The organism is Cardiobacterium sp., from assembly GCF_057314735.1.
Genome location: NZ_DBHKZK010000092.1, coordinates 16,890 through 37,847, shown reverse-complemented (window position 1 = coordinate 37,847; position 20,958 = coordinate 16,890). Strand labels below are relative to the sequence as shown.

The 20,958-nt window shown below is 61.1% G+C and carries 20 protein-coding genes and 1 pseudogene; 8 read left to right on the top strand and 13 right to left on the bottom strand.

The window, feature by feature from the left end; genetic code table 11:
• Positions 1 to 88: 88 nt before the first annotated feature.
• Entirely contained in the window at positions 89 to 499 is a 411-nt protein-coding gene (locus tag ACO54Z_RS13110) for a hypothetical protein (protein ID WP_485997412.1), read from the top strand.
• Between the two features lie 208 nt (positions 500 to 707).
• Here the strand turns inward: ACO54Z_RS13110 and ACO54Z_RS13105 are convergent.
• Positions 708 to 1,109: pseudogene (locus ACO54Z_RS13105) on the bottom strand (ATP-binding cassette domain-containing protein); the annotation flags it as partial.
• Here ACO54Z_RS13105 and ACO54Z_RS13100 point away from each other — a divergent pair.
• Positions 1,072 to 2,079, top strand: coding sequence for a TSUP family transporter (locus ACO54Z_RS13100; RefSeq protein ID WP_485997411.1), 1,008 nt, complete (start codon positions 1,072 to 1,074; stop codon positions 2,077 to 2,079). The pseudogene ACO54Z_RS13105 and the gene ACO54Z_RS13100 overlap by 38 nt on opposite strands.
• Positions 2,080 to 2,094: 15 nt before the next feature.
• Here ACO54Z_RS13100 and ACO54Z_RS13095 read toward each other — a convergent pair whose 3' ends face one another.
• Together ACO54Z_RS13095 and ACO54Z_RS13090 are read right to left on the bottom strand one after the other, a co-directional pair.
• The gene (locus ACO54Z_RS13095; RefSeq protein WP_485997410.1) at positions 2,095 to 3,732 is read right to left on the bottom strand and encodes a hypothetical protein; all 1,638 of its coding nucleotides are present in this window, start codon (positions 3,730 to 3,732) and stop codon (positions 2,095 to 2,097) included.
• A gap of 15 nt (positions 3,733 to 3,747) precedes the next feature.
• Entirely contained in the window at positions 3,748 to 5,484 is a 1,737-nt protein-coding gene (locus ACO54Z_RS13090) for an ABC transporter ATP-binding protein (RefSeq protein WP_485997409.1), read from the bottom strand.
• A gap of 1,323 nt (positions 5,485 to 6,807) precedes the next feature.
• Here ACO54Z_RS13090 and ACO54Z_RS13085 point away from each other — a divergent pair.
• The 5 genes from ACO54Z_RS13085 (at position 6,808) to ACO54Z_RS13065 (ending at position 11,202) form a co-directional block, all read left to right on the top strand.
• Positions 6,808 to 7,179 carry a DUF6394 family protein gene (locus ACO54Z_RS13085; protein WP_485997408.1) on the top strand — a complete coding sequence of 124 codons (372 nt, stop codon included), beginning with the start codon at positions 6,808 to 6,810 and terminating at the stop codon, positions 7,177 to 7,179.
• Positions 7,179 to 8,879 carry an NAD-binding protein gene (locus tag ACO54Z_RS13080; protein WP_485997407.1) on the top strand — a complete coding sequence of 567 codons (1,701 nt, stop codon included), beginning with the start codon at positions 7,179 to 7,181 and terminating at the stop codon, positions 8,877 to 8,879. Before ACO54Z_RS13085 ends, ACO54Z_RS13080 begins: the two co-directional genes overlap by 1 nt.
• Complete coding sequence (locus ACO54Z_RS13075) at positions 8,876 to 9,619, top strand: alpha/beta fold hydrolase (protein ID WP_485997406.1); 744 nt, start codon at positions 8,876 to 8,878, stop codon at positions 9,617 to 9,619. Before ACO54Z_RS13080 ends, ACO54Z_RS13075 begins: the two co-directional genes overlap by 4 nt.
• An 84-nt stretch (positions 9,620 to 9,703) precedes the next feature.
• Positions 9,704 to 10,657 carry a 1-phosphofructokinase gene (pfkB, locus tag ACO54Z_RS13070; RefSeq protein WP_485997405.1) on the top strand — a complete coding sequence of 318 codons (954 nt, stop codon included), beginning with the start codon at positions 9,704 to 9,706 and terminating at the stop codon, positions 10,655 to 10,657.
• A 68-nt stretch (positions 10,658 to 10,725) separates the two neighbouring features.
• Positions 10,726 to 11,202, top strand: coding sequence for a YbhB/YbcL family Raf kinase inhibitor-like protein (locus ACO54Z_RS13065; RefSeq protein ID WP_485997404.1), 477 nt, complete (start codon positions 10,726 to 10,728; stop codon positions 11,200 to 11,202).
• Between the two features lie 109 nt (positions 11,203 to 11,311).
• On the opposite strand, the gene ACO54Z_RS13060 is transcribed toward ACO54Z_RS13065, so the two are convergent.
• The 10 genes from ACO54Z_RS13060 to ACO54Z_RS13015 are packed head-to-tail and all read right to left on the bottom strand — an operon-like array spanning position 11,312 to position 20,563.
• Positions 11,312 to 11,560, bottom strand: a complete 249-nt coding sequence (locus ACO54Z_RS13060; RefSeq protein WP_298080095.1) for a type B 50S ribosomal protein L31 — start codon at positions 11,558 to 11,560, stop codon at positions 11,312 to 11,314.
• Positions 11,561 to 11,608: 48 nt separating this feature from the next.
• Positions 11,609 to 12,229, bottom strand: a complete 621-nt coding sequence (gene lipB, locus ACO54Z_RS13055; RefSeq protein ID WP_485997403.1) for a lipoyl(octanoyl) transferase LipB — start codon at positions 12,227 to 12,229, stop codon at positions 11,609 to 11,611.
• Positions 12,229 to 13,359 carry a D-alanyl-D-alanine carboxypeptidase family protein gene (locus ACO54Z_RS13050; RefSeq protein ID WP_485997402.1) on the bottom strand — a complete coding sequence of 377 codons (1,131 nt, stop codon included), beginning with the start codon at positions 13,357 to 13,359 and terminating at the stop codon, positions 12,229 to 12,231. The genes lipB and ACO54Z_RS13050 overlap by 1 nt, the downstream gene beginning before the upstream one ends.
• A gap of 19 nt (positions 13,360 to 13,378) precedes the next feature.
• Positions 13,379 to 14,047: a septal ring lytic transglycosylase RlpA family protein gene (locus ACO54Z_RS13045; RefSeq protein ID WP_485997401.1), complete on the bottom strand. Its 669-nt coding sequence runs from the start codon at positions 14,045 to 14,047 to the stop codon at positions 13,379 to 13,381.
• A complete protein-coding gene (mltB, locus tag ACO54Z_RS13040) occupies positions 14,047 to 15,051 on the bottom strand; it encodes a lytic murein transglycosylase B (RefSeq protein ID WP_485997400.1) in 1,005 nt (334 codons plus the stop codon). Before mltB ends, ACO54Z_RS13045 begins: the two co-directional genes overlap by 1 nt.
• Positions 15,048 to 16,178, bottom strand: a complete 1,131-nt coding sequence (gene rodA / locus ACO54Z_RS13035) for a rod shape-determining protein RodA (RefSeq protein ID WP_366916287.1) — start codon at positions 16,176 to 16,178, stop codon at positions 15,048 to 15,050. Before rodA ends, mltB begins: the two co-directional genes overlap by 4 nt.
• On the bottom strand, positions 16,171 to 18,060 hold the full coding sequence (gene mrdA / locus ACO54Z_RS13030) for a penicillin-binding protein 2 (RefSeq protein WP_485997399.1): 1,890 nt from the start codon (positions 18,058 to 18,060) through the stop codon (positions 16,171 to 16,173). The genes rodA and mrdA overlap by 8 nt, the downstream gene beginning before the upstream one ends.
• Entirely contained in the window at positions 18,057 to 18,542 is a 486-nt protein-coding gene (locus tag ACO54Z_RS13025; RefSeq protein ID WP_298080088.1) for a rod shape-determining protein MreD, read from the bottom strand. Before ACO54Z_RS13025 ends, mrdA begins: the two co-directional genes overlap by 4 nt.
• The gene (mreC, locus tag ACO54Z_RS13020; RefSeq protein WP_485997398.1) at positions 18,529 to 19,503 is read right to left on the bottom strand and encodes a rod shape-determining protein MreC; all 975 of its coding nucleotides are present in this window, start codon (positions 19,501 to 19,503) and stop codon (positions 18,529 to 18,531) included. Before mreC ends, ACO54Z_RS13025 begins: the two co-directional genes overlap by 14 nt.
• A 10-nt stretch (positions 19,504 to 19,513) precedes the next feature.
• Positions 19,514 to 20,563 (bottom strand): rod shape-determining protein, encoded by a 1,050-nt coding sequence (locus ACO54Z_RS13015; RefSeq protein ID WP_485997397.1) that lies wholly within the window; start codon positions 20,561 to 20,563, stop codon positions 19,514 to 19,516.
• 103 nt (positions 20,564 to 20,666) lie between these two features.
• Here ACO54Z_RS13015 and gatC point away from each other — a divergent pair, with 103 nt between their 5' ends.
• Positions 20,667 to 20,957 (top strand): Asp-tRNA(Asn)/Glu-tRNA(Gln) amidotransferase subunit GatC, encoded by a 291-nt coding sequence (gene gatC, locus ACO54Z_RS13010; protein ID WP_485997396.1) that lies wholly within the window; start codon positions 20,667 to 20,669, stop codon positions 20,955 to 20,957.
• Position 20,958 lies beyond the last annotated feature (1 nt).

The window sequence follows — 20,958 nt, the reverse complement described above, 5'->3', positions numbered from 1 at the left end:
CTGCGGTGCGGCGCAGGATTTGGCACGCTTTGCTATGATGGCGACGTTAGCGGATATGCGTCCGCCTTTGTTTTTATCAAGCACGCTCATGAAAAAACCTCTTGCCCCTGCGCGCGATTTTTTGCGCCCGCTGCTGCGCCAGCTGGATGTCGATACGACGTCGTCGCGCAATTATCAGAATCTGCTTTATGCCTGTCTGCCGGGCGAGTGGCGCAGCCGCGTCCTGCTTGGCAAGCAGGAGGGTTTGCAGTGGCAGTTGTGGGTGGCAAACGGCAGCGATGGCTATCAACTGCGCTTTTTGTTGAGCGAAGTTGAGGCGATGCTCGCGCAGAAATTGCCGCATCCGCCGAAGCTCAGCGTGGTGGTGCGCGCGGACGTGTGGGCGCAACAGCGCGCGCTACCCGCGACAGGCCGCCTCTATCCGCGTCATTATTACAGCGAGGCGGAAGCGGAGGCGGTGATTGAGGCTTTTATAGAGGGTCAGTTGCGCGGGAAATAGATAGTGGCGCAGGCGGGGACATTCGTGCAGGTCGGGCATTTGTGCCCGACTTTTTTATTGTCGGCCATGAATGGCCGACCTGCGGCGCTGAATTGCATTGGCGATAAAGTTACGGACGCTACCCCCTCCCCAACCCTTTCTCGCACTACGCGCGAGCTGTTCCAGTCCCGCTGCGGGCTTCGCCCTGCAGGGGAGGGGGATTCTGGCCTCAATCGCCATCCCAGCCGCCTGCCTGCCACAGTTTGCGGTACAGCCCGTTTTGTGCGAGTAGTTCGTCGTGGCTGCCGCTGGCGGCGACCTGGCCGTCGGCGAGGACGATGATTTGCTGCGCGCCGCTGATGGTGCTCAAGCGGTGGGTGATGACGATGACGGTTTTGTCTTTGACCAGCGCGTCGATGGCTTGTTGTACCGCGACTTCGCTTTCGGTATCGAGCGCGGCGGTGGGTTCGTCGAGGATGATGATTGGCGCGTTTTTCAGCAGGGCGCGGGCGATGCTGATGCGCTGTTTTTCGCCGCCGGAGAGTTTGCCGCCGATGTCGCCGACGCGGGTTTGGTAGCCGTCCGGCATCGCCATGATGAAGTCGTGGCAGCGCGCGGCGCGGGCGGTAGAGGGTTTGCAGGGGAATGCGGCGCAGGTGTTCGCCCATACGGCGGCGGGCGGCATCGCCCGCACGGGCGCAGTTGCCGTGGTAGTCGTAGTCTTGCGAGCGCCAGCGGAAGACGGCGGCGAGGGCAAAGAGTACGGTGAGCGCGGCCAGCCACAGCACGGCGCGGGCGTTTTTGCCGTCGCCCAGCGCGAGAAACAGCGGCAGCAGCAGCGCGAATCCCGCGCCTTGCAGGCAGGCGGCGGCGATGCTGTCGCGCAGGCAGCGTTTGAGGACGGGCGCCTGTTCGCCGGCGGCGGTGGCATGCTGACCATTCCGGCGCTATCGCTCGCCGGGTTGCCGACGGACGAGGCGCTTGCCACCACCAAACTGCAGGGTAGTTGCGGCACGCTGCTGGCAACCAGCTATTTCGTCAAACGCGACCAGATGCAATTTCGCCGCCTCTTGCCGGGCATCATCGCCTGCGCCATTGGCGCCGCCTGCGGCACGCTGACGGTGCAGTTTCTGCCGAAGGATTTGTTGCAAAAGGGGCTGCCGTTGCTGCTCGTGGCGGTGGCGCTGCTTTTTCTTTTCATGCCTGCGCTCGGTACGGTGGTGCATCAGGCGCGGCTGTCCTTTGCCGGCTTTGTCGCTGCCGCCGCTTTGCCGATTGGTTTTTACGACGGCTTTCTCGGCCCCGGTACGGGCAGTTTTTTTATGCTGGCGCTGATTTCCCTGCGCGGCTACACCCTGCAACAGGCGGCGATTGAGGCCAAAGCCTACAACGCCACCACCAATTTGGTTTCGCTGCTGGTTTTTCTCGCAGGCGGCAAAGTCGTCTGGACTGCGGGGCTTGCCATGGCGGTAGGACAACTACTCGGCGCGCGCCTCGCCGCCGGGCTGGTCATCAGCAAGGGCAATCGCCTGATTCGCCCGGCGGTGATTACGATGTCGCTCATCATGAGCGCGGTGTTGGCATACCGTTATTGGTTTTAGGGCTTATTTGCCGCCTCAATCGGTGGAATAGGTGGTCTCGCCGATATTGAGGGAATTCCTCTCGTTATTCCAAAAGAAGAAAAGCTCGCGCTCGGTCTTGCCATTCGGGTAGGTGAGTTCGATGGTGTAGCCGTCGATGTGGTAACGGCCGCCCGCGCCGGTACTGAAGTTTCCGCTGTGGGCAATCACGCCATCATCGCCCAGACCTGCGGTATTGGAATGAATGGTGCTGCGGCTGCTGTCGCTGAAGGTACCGTCGCGTTTGAAATTGATGGTGTCGAAGCTGGCAAAGCTGCTGTAGTAGGTGCCGCCGGAGGAGTAGTGGGTGTAACTGCCTTCGATGGTCTCGCCGGTTTTGGCAGGCGCGCGCGCGACGCCTTCCAGTTCCTGCCATTCGCCGTCTTTCTGGATCTCGTAACCATCGCCCTTTCTGCGCCAGGCGTACCATTTGTCGGGCTCGTGCTGGCGCGAGGCGGCAACGTCAAAATCGGCGGGGCTGACCGGCAAGTCTTTATACGCCTGACCGTCTTTCAGAAGCAGCCAGATGTCGTGCTCAAGGGTAACGCCAATGCCGCTGTAGTCGTTGTAAACGTGGTTGTAGAGCGCTTCGATGTCGCCAAGCGCTACGCCTTTGCCCGGTGCAGTAACCCATTTGAAGCGGCGCGCTTCGGCATCATCGGCAGCCTGCTGTGTCGGCGAGGCGTTTTTCGCCGCGCCCTGGTATTGGCAGACGTTGATGAAGTTGTCGCCAATATTCTGCCCGTAGATGCCCAATTCGCCGTCTTTGTGCCGGAAGAAGAAGGCGATTTCTTTGGTTTCACCATCCGAGTTTTCGTAATTGTACAAAAAATGCTTGCTGCTAATATTGATACGACCGTCGTTCTCGTATCGGAATTCGCCGGTCTGATCCTTAAATCCGCTGATACGGTATTCACCATTCTCATAAAGCGAAAGAGTAAATTGCGCACCGCCATCAATCTGTACCTTGCATTGATAGTCACCAAAAACCAGGTCGCCACCGGGCGTCAGCCCATCTATTTTGAATTGCCGCATAAAGGCTTCGCCATGCCTGACACCGCCTTTGACGTTGCCGCTGCTGCCCGTGCTGCTGGCAGTTGACGTGCTGCTGCTCGCTGTGCTGGCGCTGCTACTGCTTGCCGTGCTGCTCGCGGGCGTACTTGCCGCACCGCCTTGGTCTTCCAAATATTGCGCGGCAATCAGCGCGGTGATGGTTTTTTGGTGGCGCTGCAAGAGTTCGGCATCTTTTTCCGTCTGGAAATCAATGATGCGCATTTTGTCGTTGCCGACCGGATAGACGGTGAGATTGGCAAGAATGCTTTTGCCCTGATACTCGACTTCAAGCGAGAGCGTGGCGATGTTGCCGCTTTCTTCAACTTCGCCGCGCTGGACGATGGTCATGCCACTGCTGTTTATAGCGTCGGCAAAGAGGTTCAATACTTGCGCCGGGCTGCCTTGCCCCGCTATCAGGTCGGAGATTTCGACACCAATTTCGCGCCCTTCTTCATTTTTGGGGCTGTATATAGCGCCGCTTGGCATGCTTTTGCGCTCCCAGCCGGGCGGGGTGTCGATAGCGGCGGCGTGCTGGCTGGCAAGAACGGTGCCGATAATTAAAGCGAGGGGACGAGTTTTCATGATAGTTCCTTATGGTTAGTGGCTTGCGCCGATTTGCCAGTTTTGCGCGGTTTGGCTCGCCTGCCAGAGGCGGGCGTAGCGGCCGTTTTGCGCGATAAGACTGGCGTGGTCGCCTTGTTCGACCAGTTGCCCATGGTCGAAGACGAGAATCTGCGTGGCGTGGCGGATGGTGGCGAGGCGGTGGGCAATCATCAGCACGGTTTTGTCCTGCATCAACGCCGCCAGCGCGCGCATCAAGAGCGCTTCGTTTTCGGCGTCGGCAAAGGCGGTCGCTTCGTCAAGGATGAGGATGGGGCGGTTTTGCAGGATAGCGCGGGCGATGGTGATGCGCTGGCGTTCACCGCCGGAGAGGGTGGCGCCGCGTTCGCCGACGGCAGTTTGGTAGCCATCCGGCAGCGTCATGATGAAGTCGTGGCATTGCGCGGCACGCGCGGCGGCTTCTACTTCGGCGTCGCTGGCGTCGGGCGTGCCGAGGCGGATGTTGTCGGCAATGGTGCCGCTGAAGAGGAAGTTGTCCTGAAAAACGAAGGCGACTTGTGCCATCAGCGCTTCCGGGGCGAGGTGGCGGATGTCGGCGCCGCCAATGCGGATTTCGCCGCTGTCGGCGTCCCAAAAGCGCGGAATGAGGCGGGCGACGGTGGTTTTGCCCGCGCCCGAACTGCCAACCAGCGCGGTCAGGCTGCCCGCCGGCGCGGTGAAGCTGATGTCGGTCAGCGCGTTTTTTTCGCGGCCGGGGTAGCGGAAATTGACTTGATGGAAGCTGACGCTGGCGTCTTTTGGCGTTTGCGGCGGCGCAAGCACCGGCAGCACCGGCGCGTCCAGCACTTCGATGATGCGTTCGGCGCTGATTTTACCCTGCTCAATCAGGTGGTAGAGCGAGATGTAGGGCAAGAGCGCTTCCGCCATGCCGGTGCCGATGAGCAGCACGGCGAGCCAGGTGGCAAAGGGCAGCGCGTCCTCCTGCCACCAGTAGAAACCCGCCCAGAGCAGCACGACCAGGGTCGGCATCGGGTTCAGTATCAGCATGCCGCTGCGCGCCGAGCCGCCGACCGAGCGATACCAGCCGATGAGCATGGCGAGGTAGTTATCCAGCGCGCGCTGGTAGCGGCCGAAGCTGGTTTCGCCGCCGTCGAAGGTGCGCACTACCGGCATCGCCTGTACGAATTCGACCACGGCAACGTTCACCTGCTCGCGCGCGGCGTTGTAGGCGGCGGTGGACTCGCCCGCGCCGCGCATGACGAGGCCGAATATCACCATGCCGACAGCCAGCACAGCAGCGGCAACCAGAGCAAGGCGCCAATCGACAACGAGCAGCACGACAAAGGCAATCAGCGGCGCGGCGTAGGCGCGGGCGTAAAGCGGCGTGCTGTCGGCAACGAAAACGTGCAGACCGCGCACGTCGTCCTGCATTACCTTGGTCAGCGCCGCCGCGCCCCGGTCGTGCAGGAAACCGAGCGAGACTTGCGCCAGGCGTTCGGCAAGTTGGCTGCGCAGCAGGGTTTCTAAGCGAAAAGCGGCAAGATGCGAGACGCGGAAGGCGTAGCCGCGCAGGGCAAAGGCAGCGAGGGTGAGCGCGACCAGCAGCGCGGCGGCAAACCCGTTGGCGCGCCCAGCGAGCAGGTCTTTGAGCATATGCGCCATCAGCAGCAACGCGGCGGTGCCGAAGGCAATGGCGGCAGTGGAAATCATCATCGCGCGGCGGATTTGCGGGCGCACCGGGTCGATGATGCGCCAGGGAGAGGGGTTGGACATGGCGGCGGCTCCTGTCAAAGGGTCGGGAAAATGATAGCGGATTTTATCCGGGGCGGCGGGGAAGTCCTTTTACATACACTTGAGCGCTCAAGGTGTATGTAAACGGAGGGTGGAGCTTGCCCCACCGCGCTGACACGGCTGTGGGAACGAATGCTGCGCTACCCTCTCCCCCACCGCCTGCAATACGGAAACAAATGCCGAAACCCGCGCTGTTCTGCCCCCTCCCCCCCTGTGGGACAAGCATTGCTCGCGTAGCGAGAGATGGTCTTTTGATTCATCAACAATATCGCTCACCCCCACCCCGTCCCTCCCCCGCTGCGGGCTTTGCCCTGCGGGGGAGGGGGAAATCTGCGCCTTGTCTGAAACTCTCGGTGAACGGCTATATTTCAGGGCGGCGGGGAAGTCCGTTTACATACACCTTTCCCGCTACCCTGTATGTAAATGTAGGACGGGGCTTGCCCCACCGCGCTGACACGGCTGTGGGTGGGAACGAATGCTGCGCTACCCTCTCCCCCACCGCGTGCAATACGGGAACAAATGCCGAAATCCGCGCCGTTCTGCCCCCTCCCCCGGTGGGGGAGGGTCGGGGTGGGGTTAAGTATTACTGCCGCCGATGTTGTTTCGGTGCGGTGAGTCAAGACCCACCCTACAACCACCAGCCAGCATCGTGCGAGAGATACCTGACCGCCTGAAGCCGTTTGCCTTTTAGAACCTGTTTAGAGTCTGCGGGTAAAAGCGAAATTCCCCCTCCCCCGCAGGGCGAAGCCCGCAGCGGGGGAGGGCCGGGGTGGGGGTAGCGATATTATCGACAAACCGAAATTCTGCTTTTTCAATTATTTGCTGCCCTCACCCCAGCCCTTTCTCTTGCTTGCGGAGCAAGAGAGAGACGTTAGGCGGTAGCCGCAGTATAGCCGTCCACCGAAAGTTTCAGACAAGGCGCGCCATTAAAGGCAGTACGCGGTTGTACGGTGCGGGCACCCTAAAAAATGGCTATGCCATTTTTTAGGAAACCCGGTCAGCGGAGCAACACAGTATGAGGCTTTTTGTGGATGGCTATAGTTGTTACCGGGATTTCCGTCCGCAGTAAGACGGGGCAGATTCGGATGCCGTTTTTGCTTCGGTGATAGCATGAATGCCTCTACCCCCACCCTACCCTCCCCCGCTGCGGGCTTCGCCCTGCGGGGGAGGGGGAAATCGGCGCACCTTGTACAGAACTTTGTGAGTATCGCGATAAATCCCCACCCGCCAGAGCGGGGATAATTTGAAAACCGCCAGACGGCTCGCGTTAAAATAGCCGCCGATTTTTAACCTTACGGAGCATCCATGCGCAGCGAACGTGTCTGGTTCGGCTTTTTCGTCCTCCTCGCCCTTACCCTCAACTTCGGCTTTGTCTATGGCGACATTAGCAACCCCGAACACCACGACAAACTCGAACTCTTCTTCGCCTTTATCGTCAGCATCGTCTGCACCATCCTCAAATTCGGCGACCGCTCCCATCTCGGCTCGCTAATGCTGGCGACCAGCCTCGTTGCCGACGTGCAACTGCTCGGCGCCGTCTTCTCCTGGACCTTCAGCGTCTCCCTGCTCGAAGCCAGCACGATGGCGACCATTGTCTCCTTCACCGCAGGCGCGCTCGTCGCCAACCTCGTCTCGGTCACACTCGTCGTCATCGAAGCCGCAACGCTGCGCCGCTGATGAACGAAGTCGTCTATCTCATCCTGCGGCAAATGCGCCGCCCGGCACTCATCCTGCTGGGGACGTATTCGCTCGCCATCCTCGGCATCACCCTCATCCCGGCGGTCAATGCCGACGGCGAACTCACCTACCTCACCCTCTTTCAGGCCTTCTACTGGGTCAGCTACACCGCCACCACCATCGGCTACGGCGAATTGCCGCTCGCCTTTTCCGAATGGCAGCGGATGTGGGTCGTCGTCAGCATCTACTACACCGTCCCCGCTTGGTTCTACGCCATCGGGAAAGTCATCGCCCTCTTGCAAGACCCCACCTTCCAGCACGCGCTCAGCGAAAGCCGCTTCGCCCGGCAAGTCGCCAAACAGCGGCGCCGCTTCTGCATCATCTGCGGCTTCGGCGAATCCGGGCAACGCCTTGTCCGCCTGCTGCTCAATTCCGGCTACCAGTGCGTCGTCATCGACAACGACCCGGTGCGCATCAACAAAATGGCGCTCGACCCCAGCCTGCACGGCGTGCTTGCCATCACCGGCGACGCCTACAGCGTGGAGCTGCTGCTGAAAGCGGGCGTGCAATCGCCGCATTGCCGCGCCGTCATCGCCATCACCGACTCCGAAGCGGTGAACATCAAAGTCTCGCTCGCCGCCCGCCTCCTGACCTCCGACCAGACCCGCTTCCAAATCATCTGCCGCACCTACACCCGCGCTGGCAGCGCCAACGCCAAATCCTTCAACACCGACGCCACCATCAACACCAACCAAATCTTTGCCCTGCGCCTGACCACCGCGCTGCGCCGCCCCGCCATCGCCGAACTCATCGCCCGCCTGCAAGGCGCACCGGGCGAACCCTACCAGCCGCCGCCGCAACCGCCGATGGGACACTGGATTATCTGCGGCAACGACGCCCTCGGCAAAACCCTGAAACGCTTCCTCGACTACGAAGGCGTGGACTGCACCATCATCGACCCTGACCTGCCGACCGCGCCCGGACAAGTACGCGGCATCGGCACCGAAGCCGTCACCCTGCGCGAAGCGCGCATCGACCGCGCCCAGGCCATCGTCGCCGCCTACAAATCCGACCCGGACAACCTCTCCATCGCCGTCGCCGCCAAAACCATGCACCCCTCGCTCTTCGTCGTCGGCAAACAAAACCGCAGCGCCGACCAGCGCCTCTTTGCCGTCGCCGGATTTGACCGTGTTATGGCCGAAGCCGACCTCATCGTCAGCGAAGTCTATCCGCGCATCGCACAAAACCTGTTGAGCCGCTTCATGAAAGTCCTCTGGCACCAAAACGAGGCGTGGGGACAAAAACTGCTGCGGCGCATCGAAACCCTGACCGGCGACCACAACCCGCGCCACCACATCCTCAAAGTGGACAAACAGCGCGCCCCCGCCATCATCAACGAACTGCAAAGCGGCCGCCTGCTGCGCCTGCAAAGCCTGTGGATGCTGCCGGACAAACCCGAAACCGCCAACGACGCCATCCCGCTGCTCATCCTGCGCAACCAGCAACAAATCATCCTGCCCAGCGCCGCCACCTCGCTGCAAGAAGGCGACCAGGTGCTCATCATCTACCACGACCCCGCCATCGGCAGCCGCATCCGCCGCGCCGCGCGCGACGAAAACGAGCTCTACTACGCCACCCACGGCCGCGACAAACCGCTGGCCTACCTCACCAACTACCTGCTGAAAAAACTCGACCTATGATCCACTACCAAACCTACGGCCACGCCGACAGCCAGCCCGTCATCCTCCTCCACAGCGGCGGCATGGCGGGCGAAGAATGGCAACCACAAATCGCTCCGCTCGAAAAACGCTACCGCCTGCTCATCCCCGACCTGCCCGGCCACGGCAAAAGCCCGCTCACCAGCGAACGCCTCACCATCAGCCACATGGCGGACAGTATCCTTGAAATGATGGACGCCGAAGGCGTACAAAGCGCCAACCTCTGCGGCTCCAGCATGGGCGGCGCGGTCGCCCTCTGGCTCGCCCTGAAACACCCCGAGCGCGTCAAACGCCTCGTCCTCTACCGCATCAGCTACCGCAGCAACATCGACATCCACAAACAAGTCTATGCAATGGGCGACCCCGCCTACTGGGAAAACTTCGGCCTCGCCGCCTGGCTCTCCAAACTGCACAGCCCGCAAGGCGGCGCGGATGCGTGGAAACACGTCATCGCCCGCGTCGGCGACGCCCTGCACGCAGACAGTAGCGAACACAAACACCGCCTCGAAGACCTCGCCCGCATCCGTTGTCCGGTACTCATCATCACCGGCGACCGCGACCCCGTCGCCCCGCTGGCAGACGCCCTGGAAATGTACCGCACCATCCCCGACGCAGGCCTCTGGATCATCCCGCACGCCGGCCACATCACCGCCAGCAACACCTGGCGCGCCCCGGCCTTTGCCGAAGAATTGCGCCGCTTCTACAGCCGCCCGGAAAAATAACCCCGCCTGCGTGGCCAAACCGTATAATGCGCGCAACTTTTTACTAAAACCGTTTCAAACCCCAAACCCAATACAGGAGACCCAATGGAAGTCATCACCATCACCGCCAACCCCGCCGTCGATATGACCATCCACGTCGATGGCTGGCAACGCGACACCGTCAACCGCGCCCAGGCCGTGGACATCACCGTCGGCGGCAAAGGCCTGACCGTGGCCATTAACCTCGCCGACGCCGGCATCAGCACCAGTGCCACCGGCTTCATGGGCGCAGAAAACGAAGAACGCTTCGTCCGCACCTTCAAACAGCACGGCGTCATCGACCACTGCATCCGCGTCCCCGGCGAAACCCGCACCTGCGTCAAAATCGTCGATGGCAGCAACGGCGAAACCACCGACATCAACCCCGCCGGTCTCTTCGTTCCCGAAGAATACCAACAACAACTGTGGGACTACATCGACCAGCACGTCGGCGTCGCGCGCGTACTGATGATGGGCGGCAGCCTGCCCGCGGGCATCGACAAAGACCTCTACGCCCGCATCGTCGCCAAATACAGCGGCAAATTTGAATACATCGTCGTCGATAGCAGCGGCAAGGCGCTGACCGAAACCATGAGCGCGGATGTACTGCCTGACATGATCAAACCGAACATCCATGAGCTGCAAGAAATGTGCGGGCGCGAACTGCCGACCGACGCCGACATCATCCGCGAAGCGCGCGGCTTCATCGAGCGCGGCATGAAAATCGTCGTCGTCTCCATGGGCGGCCAGGGCGCATGGTTTATCACCAAAAACGAAGCCGTACACGCCAAACCGCCGCGCGTGCGCGTTGCCAGCACCGTCGGCGCAGGCGACGCGATGGTCGCCGGCACCATCCGCGGCCTGCTGCTGGGACGCGACATGGCCGAAATGGCGCGCACCGCCACCGCCTACAGCGCCTCCAACATCGAACACGTCGGCACCTACCTGCCGAGTCAACAACGCATCGAACAACTCAAAGGCTGGGTCGTCATCACCCGCGAAGGCGAAGAACGCAAATAACCTCGCCGCCATCCTGCCCACAACGCCAGCATCGTCTGGCGTTTTCCATATCCAACCGGAGAAAACCCATGACAACCTTTACCCTTACCTCTCCCACTTTCCGCGACGGCGACACCCTGCCGCTGGCACAAGTCCACACCGACGCGGGCGGCGCGAATCACTCGCCCGAACTGCACTGGACGAACCCGCCCGCCGGTACCAAAAGTTTCGCCCTTTCCTGCTACGACCCGGACGCCCCGACCGGCTCCGGCTTCTGGCACTGGTACATCATCAACCTGCCCGCCGCGCTGCGCAGCCTCCCCGCCAATGCCGCCGCCCACCTGCCCGCCGGGGCACGCCACGCCCGCAACGACTACGGCGACTACAACTATGGCGGCGCCTGCCCGCCGCCCGGCCACGGCGCACACCGCTACATCTTCACCATTCACGCGCTGGATTGCGACCACCTTGAGCTGCCCGAAGACGTGACCACCGCCCGTGTCGGCTTCAACGTCTGGGCGCACAGCCTCGGCAGCGCCAGCCTCACCGGCACCTTTGGCCGCTGACAGAGTCGCCCCCATTTTGGAACATCACCGGATTTTGCGCACATTCGACTGCTGCAGAAACTCAAAGAAAAAGCCCGCGTGTGCGGGCTTTTTTGCATCCGTGGGGCAATCAGCTTTTTTTGCCGTATTTGCGTTTGAAGCGGTCAACGCGGCCGGCAGTATCGACGATGTTTTGTTTGCCGGTGTAGAACGGGTGGGATTGGCTGCTGATATCAACACGCACCAGCGGGTATTCTTTGCCGTCTTTCCAAGTGATAGTTTCTTTGGTTTCGACGGTAGATTTGGTGAGGATGGCGAAATCGGCACCGTTGTCCTGGAAGACGACCGGGCGGTAGTTCGGGTGGATGTCTTTTTTCATGAGAGGGCTCCTAAAATTCTGTTACGGGTATGAAAAAACTGCGCGATGTTACAGGCTGGACGCTGTTTTTGCAAGCCATTCCCGCTGGAAGCGGGTGGCGAGCGCCCTGCCTGCCGCATCTGTTTCATGCGGCACGCCAAGGTCGCGCAGTTGGGTCATCTGCATCCCGACGAGGCCGCAGGGGTTGATGCGCGTGAAGGGTTCGAGGTTCATGTCCACGTTGAGCGCAACGCCGTGGTAGGTGCAGCCGTGGCGCACGCGCAGACCGAGCGAGGCGATTTTTTTGCCGTCAACGTAAACGCCCGGTGCGTCGGCGCGCGATTGGGCGCTGATGCCCTGCTCTTGCAGGTAGCCGATGACGGTTTTTTCGATGAGGCTCACCAGTTCGCGGATGCCGATACCGGAGCGGCGGATGTCCAGCAGCAGGTACATGATGGTCTGGCCGGGGCCGTGGTAGGTGATTTGCCCGCCACGGTCTATCTGGATGACGGGGATGTCGCCCGGTGCGAGCAGATGTTCGGGTTTGCCCGCCTGTCCCTGGGTGTACACGGGCGGGTGTTGTACCAGCCAGATTTGGTCTTCGCTCGCCGCATCGCGGCTGGCGGTGTAGTCGCGCATCGCGTCCCAGGTTTCCTGGTAGGGGCGCAGGCCGAGGGTTTGGACGCGCATCAGAAGAGCAGTTTGATGCTGTGCCACATCCGTTTGAAGAAGCCGGCTTCTTCGACGGGTTCGGCGGCGACGGCGGGCAGGGTGGCGTAGATTTTGTCGCCGATACGCACGCGGATGGTGCCGATTTCTTGTCCTTCGCTGATGGGGGCAATGAGCGGGTTTTGGATGTCGAGCGCGGCGACGGCTTTGCTGCGTTCGCCGAGTGGCAGCAGCAGTTTGACTTCGCGCTGCGGGCGCACGTTGACTTCGTTGGTTTTGCCTTTGTACACCGGCACGGCGGAGAGTTTTTGTCCGGCTTGCAGGACGACGGCTTCTTCAAATTGGGCGAAGCCGTAGTTGAACAGTGCCTGCGAGGCGTCGTAGCGGTCGCTTTCTTTGTCAGCGCCGAGGACGACGGCGATGAAGCGGATGTCGCCGCGTTTTTCGGAGCTGGCGAGGCAGTAGCCCGCCTCTTTGGTGTGTCCGGTTTTCAGGCCGTCTATGCTGGCGTTGCGCCAGAGCAGGCGGTTGCGGTTGTCCTGCTTGATTTTGTTGTAGGTGTAGCTTTTTTGGCCGTAGTAGTGGTAGTACTGCGGGTGGTCGTTGATGATGTGGCGCGAGAGGGTGGCGATGTCGTGCGCGGTGGTGTAGTTCTGCGGGTCGGGCAGGCCGGTCGGGTTGGTGTAGTGGGTGTTGGTCATGCCCAGTTCGGCCGCCTTGCGGTTCATCATCGCGGTGAAGCCTTCTGCCGAGCCGCCGAGGTATTCGGCCAGCGCCATCGCCGCGTCGTTGCCGGACTGGACGATGAGTCCCTGCAACAGGTCTTCGACGCGCACTTGTTTGTTCACTTCGATGAACATCCGCGAGCCTTCTTGTTTGTAGGCGTTCTGGCTGACGGTAATCGGGGTGTCCATCGTCAGTTTGCCGGAATCCAGAGCTTCAACGACGAGGTAGGAGGTCATCAGTTTGGTGATGCTGGCCGGGGGCAGTTTTTCGTTGGCGTTTTTGTCGGCAAGGGTCTGTCCGGTCGCCGCGTCCATCAGGATGTAGCTTTTGACGGGCAGTTCGGGCGCGGTCTGGGCAAAGACAACGCCGCTGTAAACAGCGGCGATGAGGAGGATGATCAGGCGGGGGATGTGTGTGTGAGTCATCACGGTTCCTGGTGTTTTCCTAGTGCAGGGCGCGGATTTGTACTTGCGCGACTCCGGCGTTTAGTGTGCCCAGTTCCTGGGCGGCGGCACGTGACAGGTCAAGGACGCGGTTGCCGTGGAAGGGGCCCCGGTCGTTGATGCGGACGACGACTTTGCGGCCATTGGAGAGGTTGGTCACTTCTACCCGTGTGCCGAGCGGCAGTTCTTTGTGTGCTGCCGTCATTTCGTTCATGTCGTAGGTTTCGCCGTTCGCGGTTTTGCGGCCGTGGAAGGGGTTGCCGTACCAGGAGGCCGGGCCTTGTTGTTCAAAGCCTTTGCTGTCAGCCAAGGTCTGGTAACGTTTGCCGAGGACGGTGTAGCTGTAGCTTTTGCGTCCGCTGCTTTTGGTGTATACATCGCCTTCTTTGTTGAGGGCGTCGCCCTTGGCATTGTAATCAACCAGTTTGCGCAGGTTGGGCCGGTCGTAGGCGATGTCGCGGAAGGCTTTTTTGTCGTCTTCGGCGAGCAATGCCTTGTTTTTGGCTTCTTGCAATGCCTCGGTTTTTTGTGGATGGGTAAAATCGATCACTTTAACGATATTCACCTGCTGTTCTGTGGTCGGCGCGCTGCCGGTTTTGTCCACCACGGTTTCGGCGTGGGCAATTCCGGTGACGGCGATACTCAGTGCCAGAAGTTGTTTTACGTTCATTAGTTGTGTTTGCTCTCTCGTTTGTGTCTGATTCGGTCGGCCAGATCGCCAACCGCCATGGCATAAAGCGGGGACGCATTATAGCGGGTGATCACGTAGAAATTGTTATAGGTTATCCACCAGGATTTTTGTTGTTCTGTCTCGTCAACAACAAGGCTTCCGACCGCTTCGTCGGCATTATCACCGATTTCTTTTGTTAATTCTACGTCATTTTTCAGGCGCTCGTCTTGTAGTAAGGCGCCGATTTTGTAGCCGGGTTTGTGGTTTTTGCCGAAGTCGGGGATGTTCGGTTCGAGCGGCAGGCGGTATTTGTAATGGCCGCCTTTTTGCCAGCCACGGATTTGCAGGTAGTTGGCGATGCTGCCGATGGCGTCATCGGCGCTGTGCCAGAGGTCTATGTGGCCATCGCCGTCGTAATCGACCGCGTCGTTGTAGTAGCTGCCCGGCATGAATTGTGCCATGCCCATCGCCCCCGCGTAGGAGCCTTTGATGGCGAGCGGGTTTTTGTTTTCGCGTTTGGCGAGGCGGAGGAAGTAGTCGGTTTGTTCGCAGAAAAAGGGCGCGCGCGGCGGGTAATCTATACATAAGGTAAGGAGCGACTGCCACACGGGTGTCGTTCCGGTCATTTTGCCGTAACGGGTTTCGACGCCGAGGATGGCGACGATAATCGCCGGGTCAACGCCGTATTGGGCTTCCGCCCGCGCGAGCGCTGCTTCGTGTTCTTGCCAGAAGGCGACGCCACCGTCGGTGCGCGCCTGGTCTTCAAAGATTTTGCGGTATTCGTACCAAGGTTTGGTTTTTTCCGCCGGGCGGCTGATTTTTTCGAGGACGCCGTCGTCGCGCGAGACGGCGAGCAGGAGCGATTGCAGGTAGTCGCCGTCGTAGCCGTCGCGCGTGGCGAGCTCTTGCATCATTTTGACGGCGGCGGGATTGTCGCCGTAGCTGTCGGCGATGGCGTTCAGGCTAAGGGCAAGGGCGAGGCAGGCGAGCCAGCGTAGGGTCATAGGTGTTCCTCGTTTTTGTTTTCGCGGAATCCGCCCGCGAGGTTCATCGCGAGCGCAAAGCCCGCCATCAGCGACAGGATGGAGCTGCCGCCGTAGCTGATCATCGCCAGCGGCAGGCCAACCACCGGCAGGATGCCGCTGACCATGCCGATGTTGACGAAGATGTTGATAAAGAGGGTGAGCAGGATGCTGGCAACCATGATGCGGGCGAAGCGGTCGGAGAGGTGGAGCGAGAGGTAGAGGCCGCGCGCGATGATGAGGCCGTAGCAGACGAGGAGGATGCCAACGCCGATGAGACCAGTTTCTTCAGCGATGACGGCGAAGATGAAGTCGGTGCTGGATTCGGGCAGGAATTCGAGTTGTGACTGGGTGCCTTGCATGTAGCCTTTGCCAAAGAGGCCGCCGGAGCCGATGGCGATTTTCGACTGGATGATGTGGTAGCCGTTGCCGAAGGGGTCGGCTTCGGGGTTGAACAGCGTCAGCACGCGGTCGCGCTGGTAGTCCTTGATGCCGAACATCCAGAACAGCGGCAGGGCGACGGCGGCGAGCGCACCGCCCAGGAGCATAATCCAGCGCGGCATTCCGGCGAGGAAGAGGGTGATGAAGCCGGAGGCGCTGACCAAGAGGGCGGTGCCGAGGTCGGGCTCCATCAGGATGAGGATGGCGGGGACGGCGATGATGGCGAGGGCAAGGAGGACGCTGCCGATGCCCGGCACGGCGACGCGCACGGTGACGAGCCACGCGACCATCAGCGGAATGGTGAGTTTGGCCAGTTCGGACGGCTGGATGCGGGCGATGCCGATGTTGAGCCAGCGCTGCGCGCCGCCCGCCTTGCTGCCAAGCAGCAGCACGAGGATGAGGAGGACGATGGTAAGCCAGTAGGCGGGGGCGGTGAGGCGGCGGATGTAGCGCGGCGGCACGGCGACGATGGCAAGTAGCACGCCGATGGCGGCGGCGAAGCGCAGCGTTTGCCGCATCAGGATGCCTTCTTCGGCGCTGCCCGCGCTGCGCAGGATGAGCAGGCTGCCGCCCATCAGCGTCAGCAGGCCGAGCAGCATCGGGATGTCGATGCGGCGCAGCCATTCGCCCACCCTTTGCCAGACGGTTTTTTTGCGCACGTCATGCATCAGCAACATGGTTCATTCCCTGCAAATAGTAGTCGGAGATTTGCCGCACCAAGGGTGCTGCGGTAGAGCTGCCGCCGCCGCCGCGTTCGACCACCATGCTGATGGCGAGTCTGGGCTTGTCGGCGGGGGCGAAGGCAATGAACATCGCGTTGTCCTGTTCTTCCGCGCCCAGTTCGTGTGCGTGCACGCGGCGCTCGGTCTTGAAGGAGACGACTTGCACCGTGCCGGATTTGCCCGCCATGCGGTAGGTGAGGCCGCGCGAGATGTTGCGCGCGGTGCCGTAGGCGCTGTGGATGACGTTCACCATGTCCTGCCGCACCGTGTTCCAGATGCCGGGCTCGTACACGGCGACTTTGCCGGTGTCCAATGGCACTGGCGGGGCGATGTGGCTGGCGCTTTCCGGGTCGTAGATTTTGCGCAGCAGGCGCGGCGTGAACTCGCTGCCGTCGCGGGCGATGAGCGCGGTCATGTAGGCGAGTTGCAGCGGCGTGGTGGTGAAGAAGCCCTGACCGATGCTGCAATTGATGGTGTCGCCGATGTACCACTGCGTTTTGAAGCGCTTCATTTTCCACTCGCGCGTCGGCACCACGCCGCTGCCTTCATCCGGCATATCAATCCCGGTCGGGATGCCGAGGCGGAAATGGCTGGCGAACTCGGCAATGCGCTCGATGCCGAGCTGGTAGCCGAGGTGGTAGTAATAGACGTCGCAGGATTGCGCCATCGCGCGGTCGGCATTGACCGAGCCGTGGCCGTGGCGATTCCAGCAGTGGAAGCGCCGCGCCGCGCCAGGGACGCGGAAATAGCCGGGGCAATTGACGCGGGTGTAGGGGGTGAAGACGCGGTAGTGGTAGCCGGCGAGGCTCATGAACGGCTTGATGACCGAGCCGGGCGAGTAGCGGCCCTTGAGCGCGCGGTCGTACATCGGCCCGTGCGGGTCTTCGAGCAGACGCTTGTACTGGCGCTGGCTGATGCCGCGCGCAAAGAGGTTGGCATCGAAACCGGGCTTGCTCACCATCGCCAGCACCTCGCCCGTCTGCGGGTCAATCAGCACCGAGGAGCCACGATAGTCGCCCAGCGCCCGGTAAATGAACGCCTGCAATTCGATGTCGAGACTTAAATAGATGTCCTGCCCGCGCACCGCCGGTTGCTCGTGCATGAGGCGGACGATGTTGCCGTTGGCATCCGTCTCCACCTGCTGATAGCCGGGCTTGCCGCGCAGCCGTTCCTCATATTGCTGCTCGATGCCGGAGCGGCCAATGTATTGCAGGCCGCGATAATCATCCGGATTGAGCGTTTCCAAATCCTCTTCGCTGATGCGGTTGGTATAGCCGATGACGTGCGCCGCCAGCTCGCCGTAAGGGTAATAGCGCTCGTAATATTCCTCGACCGACACCCCTGGCAGGCGGTACAACTGCACCGCGAGGCGGTAATAATCCTGCTCGCTGATGGACGCCTTCAGCACCGCCGATTCATAGCGGCGCGTCTGCTTGTACAGGCGGAAAAAGCGCTCGCGTTCCTCTGGCAGGAGCGGCAGGATTTCATCGACCGCATCGACCGTCTCGCGCACATTCACCGTCTGCGACGGGCTGATGATGACGCGGTAGCGCAGGATGTTCTCCGTCAGCGCCCTGCCCTTGCGGTCATAAATCGTGCCGCGCTCTGGCACAATCGCCTTGAGGCGCATCCGGTTGCTCTGCGAGCGGGTGCGGTAATAGTCATAGCGCAGCACCTGCAAATAGCCCATGCGCACAAACAGGCCAAAGAATCCGGCAAAGACCAGCGCGGCGGAAAGAAAAATGCGGCGGGAAAAGGACTGTTGCAGCTTCGCCTCGATGTCGCCCTGCTCGCCTTCGCTCAACGGGTCGGCGCGCCAGCGTTTCATCGCAATTCTCCGAGAATGCGTTGCGCGCTACGGTCGGCAAACCAGCGCACCAGCGGCAACAGCAACAGCGACAACAACCCGCCCCAGAGCCAGCCGGGCGGCGCGGGTACGCCCTGCCACAAATAAAAGAGCAGACAGCGCAGCACCTGCAAGGCGAACGCCAACAGGCACAACACCATCACGCTGACGACCGGCGCAGCCATGCGCCAGATGCCGGGGAAGGGCGAAACCATCAGCGCGCCGAGCGCATAAAACAGCGCATGAAAACCAAACGGGCTGGCGGAAGCGACATCCATCAACAGACTGACCGGCAACAACCAGCGCCACAGCGGCAACTGCGGCACAAAAAGAAACAGATACAGCGCCGCCACCATCACCACATCGGGCAGGACGAACCACGGCGCATAAAAATCCGCGCCGACCATCAGCGCCCACAACAACAAAAACAGCCCGCCGAGCGGCGACGTATTACGCATCCGCATGAGGATTCTCCGCCGCCGCTGCCGCTTTCGCCGCATCATCCGCCGGCTCTGCTGCCGCCTCAGGCTCCGGTTTGGGCGGCACCGGCGGGCCGACCGGCACCACCGCCTGCGGCGTATAAGCAATATGGCGCTGGTCAAGCAACAACACTTCCAGCATGGACTGCAAATGGGCGAGCGGACGCAAGCGCACCGTCATTGATGCCGCGCGGGTATCACGCTCAATCGCGGTCACTTCCGCCACCGGATAACCGCGCGGGAAAATACCGCCGAGACCGGAACTGACGAGGCGGTCGCCAACCTGAATATCACTGTCGGCGCGCAGCGCGGGCATTTCCAGCGTGCCGTAGCCATTGCTGCCAAACACCAGCGTGCGCTGCTGCGTGCGCGCGACATACACCGGGACGCGGCTGCGGGTATCGGTAATCAGCATGACGCGCGACTCGTGCGCAAATACCTCCACCACCTGCCCGACCAAACCGTAGGGGTCAATCACCGCCTGATTGACATACACCCCGTCGCGTTCGCCCTTGTTAATCGTCACCGATTCGCGGTAGCCATCAATCGCGGTATCGCTCAACTCGGCGATGAGCACCGGGTCGGTTACGTTCAAAAGCGAATCCATCAACATCCGCAGGCGGCGGTTCTCCGCCTGAAAATGACCGAGCAACTGCACCTGCGCGCGCAACTCCTGATTCTCCTGCTGCTGTTGCAACAGCAGTGCGTGCTCGTCCTGCCGTTCAGAAAACACCTGCCAGCCGTGTTGCGACCATTGAAGCGGCGTATGCAGCGCGGTACGCACCGGCGCATAGACGCCATCGTGCAACCAGCCATAAGGCAACGCCAGCCAACGGGTGCGCTGCGCCACCAGCAACAACACCATGGCGCACACCAACACCAGCAGCACGGGACGCAGGCGCAACTGCGGCGGCGCCTGCGATTCCGGCACAGAATAAAAAATCATGCGTTGTCGGTCAGGACATCAAGAACGATGCCACACCACGTTGATCGAGCAATTCCAGCACCTTGCCGCCGCCACGCGCGACGCAAGTCAGCGGGTCTTCGGCGATAATCACCTTGAGCCGCGTTTCCTCCATGAGCAGACGATCCAAATCGCGCAACAGCGCGCCGCCACCGGTGAGCACAATGCCGCGGTCGGCGACATCCGCCGCCAGCTCCGGCGGGGTCAATTCCAGCGCCTGCTTGATGGCGCGGACAATACCGCCGAGCGGCTCCTGCAACGCTTCCAGCACCTCGTTCGAGTTGATGCTGAAGCTACGCGGCGCACCTTCCTGCTGATTGGTGCCGCGCACTTCCAGCTCGCGGATTTCCGAAGACGGATAGGCGCAGCCGATTTCCTTCTTGATGCGTTCGGCAGTCGGTACGCCAATGACGATGCCGAAATTGCGGCGCACATAATCAATAATCGCGCTGTCGAAGCGGTCGCCGCCGATACGCACAGAAGTCGAATAGACAATGCCGTTCAAGGAAATCACGGCGACCTCTGAAGTGCCGCCGCCAATATCGACCACCATAGAGCCGTAAGCCTCATCGACCGGAATACCGGCGCCAATCGCAGCGGCCATCGGTTCCTGAATCAGGAAAACCTCGCTACCGCCCGCACCTTCGGCGGCGTCGCGAATCGCACGTTTTTCGACTTGCGTCGCGCCAGACGGCACGCAGACGAGAATGCGCGTTGCCGGACGGAACAATCCCTTGCGACGGTGCGCGCGGTTAATAAAGTGCTTGAGCATCATCGACGTAATCTTGAAGTCAGCGATGACGCCATCTTGCAGCGGGCGTACCGTGGTCAAATTGCCCGGCGTGCGCCCCAGCATCTGTTTCGCCTGCGAACCATAAGCGACAATCTTCTTGCGTCCGTCTTGCGGATCTTCCGCGATGGCAACCACCGAAGGCTCGTCCAAAACTAGCCCCTCGCCACGCACATAAATCAGCGTGTTGGCAGTACCCAAGTCAATCGACAAATCGCTGGAAAACATCCCGCGAAACAAATTAAAACCCATATAAAAGCCTCTGCTTGCAAATACATTTCCACCGGAAACGGTGCAATCCAAAGCGCGATATGATACCTTTCCGCGCGTTTTTTTGAAGGATTTTTTAAACACCATGAGCCAACTGGACCCCGCCACCGTTGCCAAAACCGCGCACCTCGCCCAGCTCGAAATCGAAGGCGCGGAACTCACCCGCCTTGCCGGCGAACTTGAACAAATCTTCGCCCTCTTCAGCGCCATCAACACCGCTGAAATCAGTGCCACTGCGCCACTCTCACACCCCTTGGGTGACACCCAGCGCCTGCGTCCCGACGTTGCCATTGCGCGCGACATGATGCCAAGCATCGAAGAAAACGCGCCACGCGCCGAAGACCGTTTTATTACCGTCCCCAAAGTCATCGAATAAC

Excerpts from the sequence above, each read along its gene's own strand:
- ACO54Z_RS13110 (WP_485997412.1), top strand. The coding sequence starts at position 89 with ATGAAAAAACCTCTTGCCCCTGCGCGCGATTTTTTGCGCCCGCTGCTG.
- ACO54Z_RS13100 (WP_485997411.1), top strand. The coding sequence starts at position 1,072 with ATGATGAAGTCGTGGCAGCGCGCGGCGCGGGCGGTAGAGGGTTTGCAG.
- ACO54Z_RS13095 (WP_485997410.1), bottom strand. The coding sequence starts at position 3,732 with ATGAAAACTCGTCCCCTCGCTTTAATTATCGGCACCGTTCTTGCCAGC.
- ACO54Z_RS13090 (WP_485997409.1), bottom strand. The coding sequence starts at position 5,484 with ATGTCCAACCCCTCTCCCTGGCGCATCATCGACCCGGTGCGCCCGCAA.
- ACO54Z_RS13085 (WP_485997408.1), top strand. The coding sequence starts at position 6,808 with ATGCGCAGCGAACGTGTCTGGTTCGGCTTTTTCGTCCTCCTCGCCCTT.
- ACO54Z_RS13080 (WP_485997407.1), top strand. The coding sequence starts at position 7,179 with ATGAACGAAGTCGTCTATCTCATCCTGCGGCAAATGCGCCGCCCGGCA.
- ACO54Z_RS13075 (WP_485997406.1), top strand. The coding sequence starts at position 8,876 with ATGATCCACTACCAAACCTACGGCCACGCCGACAGCCAGCCCGTCATC.
- pfkB (WP_485997405.1), top strand. The coding sequence starts at position 9,704 with ATGGAAGTCATCACCATCACCGCCAACCCCGCCGTCGATATGACCATC.
- ACO54Z_RS13065 (WP_485997404.1), top strand. The coding sequence starts at position 10,726 with ATGACAACCTTTACCCTTACCTCTCCCACTTTCCGCGACGGCGACACC.
- ACO54Z_RS13060 (WP_298080095.1), bottom strand. The coding sequence starts at position 11,560 with ATGAAAAAAGACATCCACCCGAACTACCGCCCGGTCGTCTTCCAGGAC.
- lipB (WP_485997403.1), bottom strand. The coding sequence starts at position 12,229 with ATGCGCGTCCAAACCCTCGGCCTGCGCCCCTACCAGGAAACCTGGGAC.
- ACO54Z_RS13050 (WP_485997402.1), bottom strand. The coding sequence starts at position 13,359 with ATGACTCACACACACATCCCCCGCCTGATCATCCTCCTCATCGCCGCT.
- ACO54Z_RS13045 (WP_485997401.1), bottom strand. The coding sequence starts at position 14,047 with ATGAACGTAAAACAACTTCTGGCACTGAGTATCGCCGTCACCGGAATT.
- mltB (WP_485997400.1), bottom strand. The coding sequence starts at position 15,051 with ATGACCCTACGCTGGCTCGCCTGCCTCGCCCTTGCCCTTAGCCTGAAC.
- rodA (WP_366916287.1), bottom strand. The coding sequence starts at position 16,178 with ATGCATGACGTGCGCAAAAAAACCGTCTGGCAAAGGGTGGGCGAATGG.
- mrdA (WP_485997399.1), bottom strand. The coding sequence starts at position 18,060 with ATGAAACGCTGGCGCGCCGACCCGTTGAGCGAAGGCGAGCAGGGCGAC.
- ACO54Z_RS13025 (WP_298080088.1), bottom strand. The coding sequence starts at position 18,542 with ATGCGGATGCGTAATACGTCGCCGCTCGGCGGGCTGTTTTTGTTGTTG.
- mreC (WP_485997398.1), bottom strand. The coding sequence starts at position 19,503 with ATGATTTTTTATTCTGTGCCGGAATCGCAGGCGCCGCCGCAGTTGCGC.
- ACO54Z_RS13015 (WP_485997397.1), bottom strand. The coding sequence starts at position 20,563 with ATGGGTTTTAATTTGTTTCGCGGGATGTTTTCCAGCGATTTGTCGATT.
- gatC (WP_485997396.1), top strand. The coding sequence starts at position 20,667 with ATGAGCCAACTGGACCCCGCCACCGTTGCCAAAACCGCGCACCTCGCC.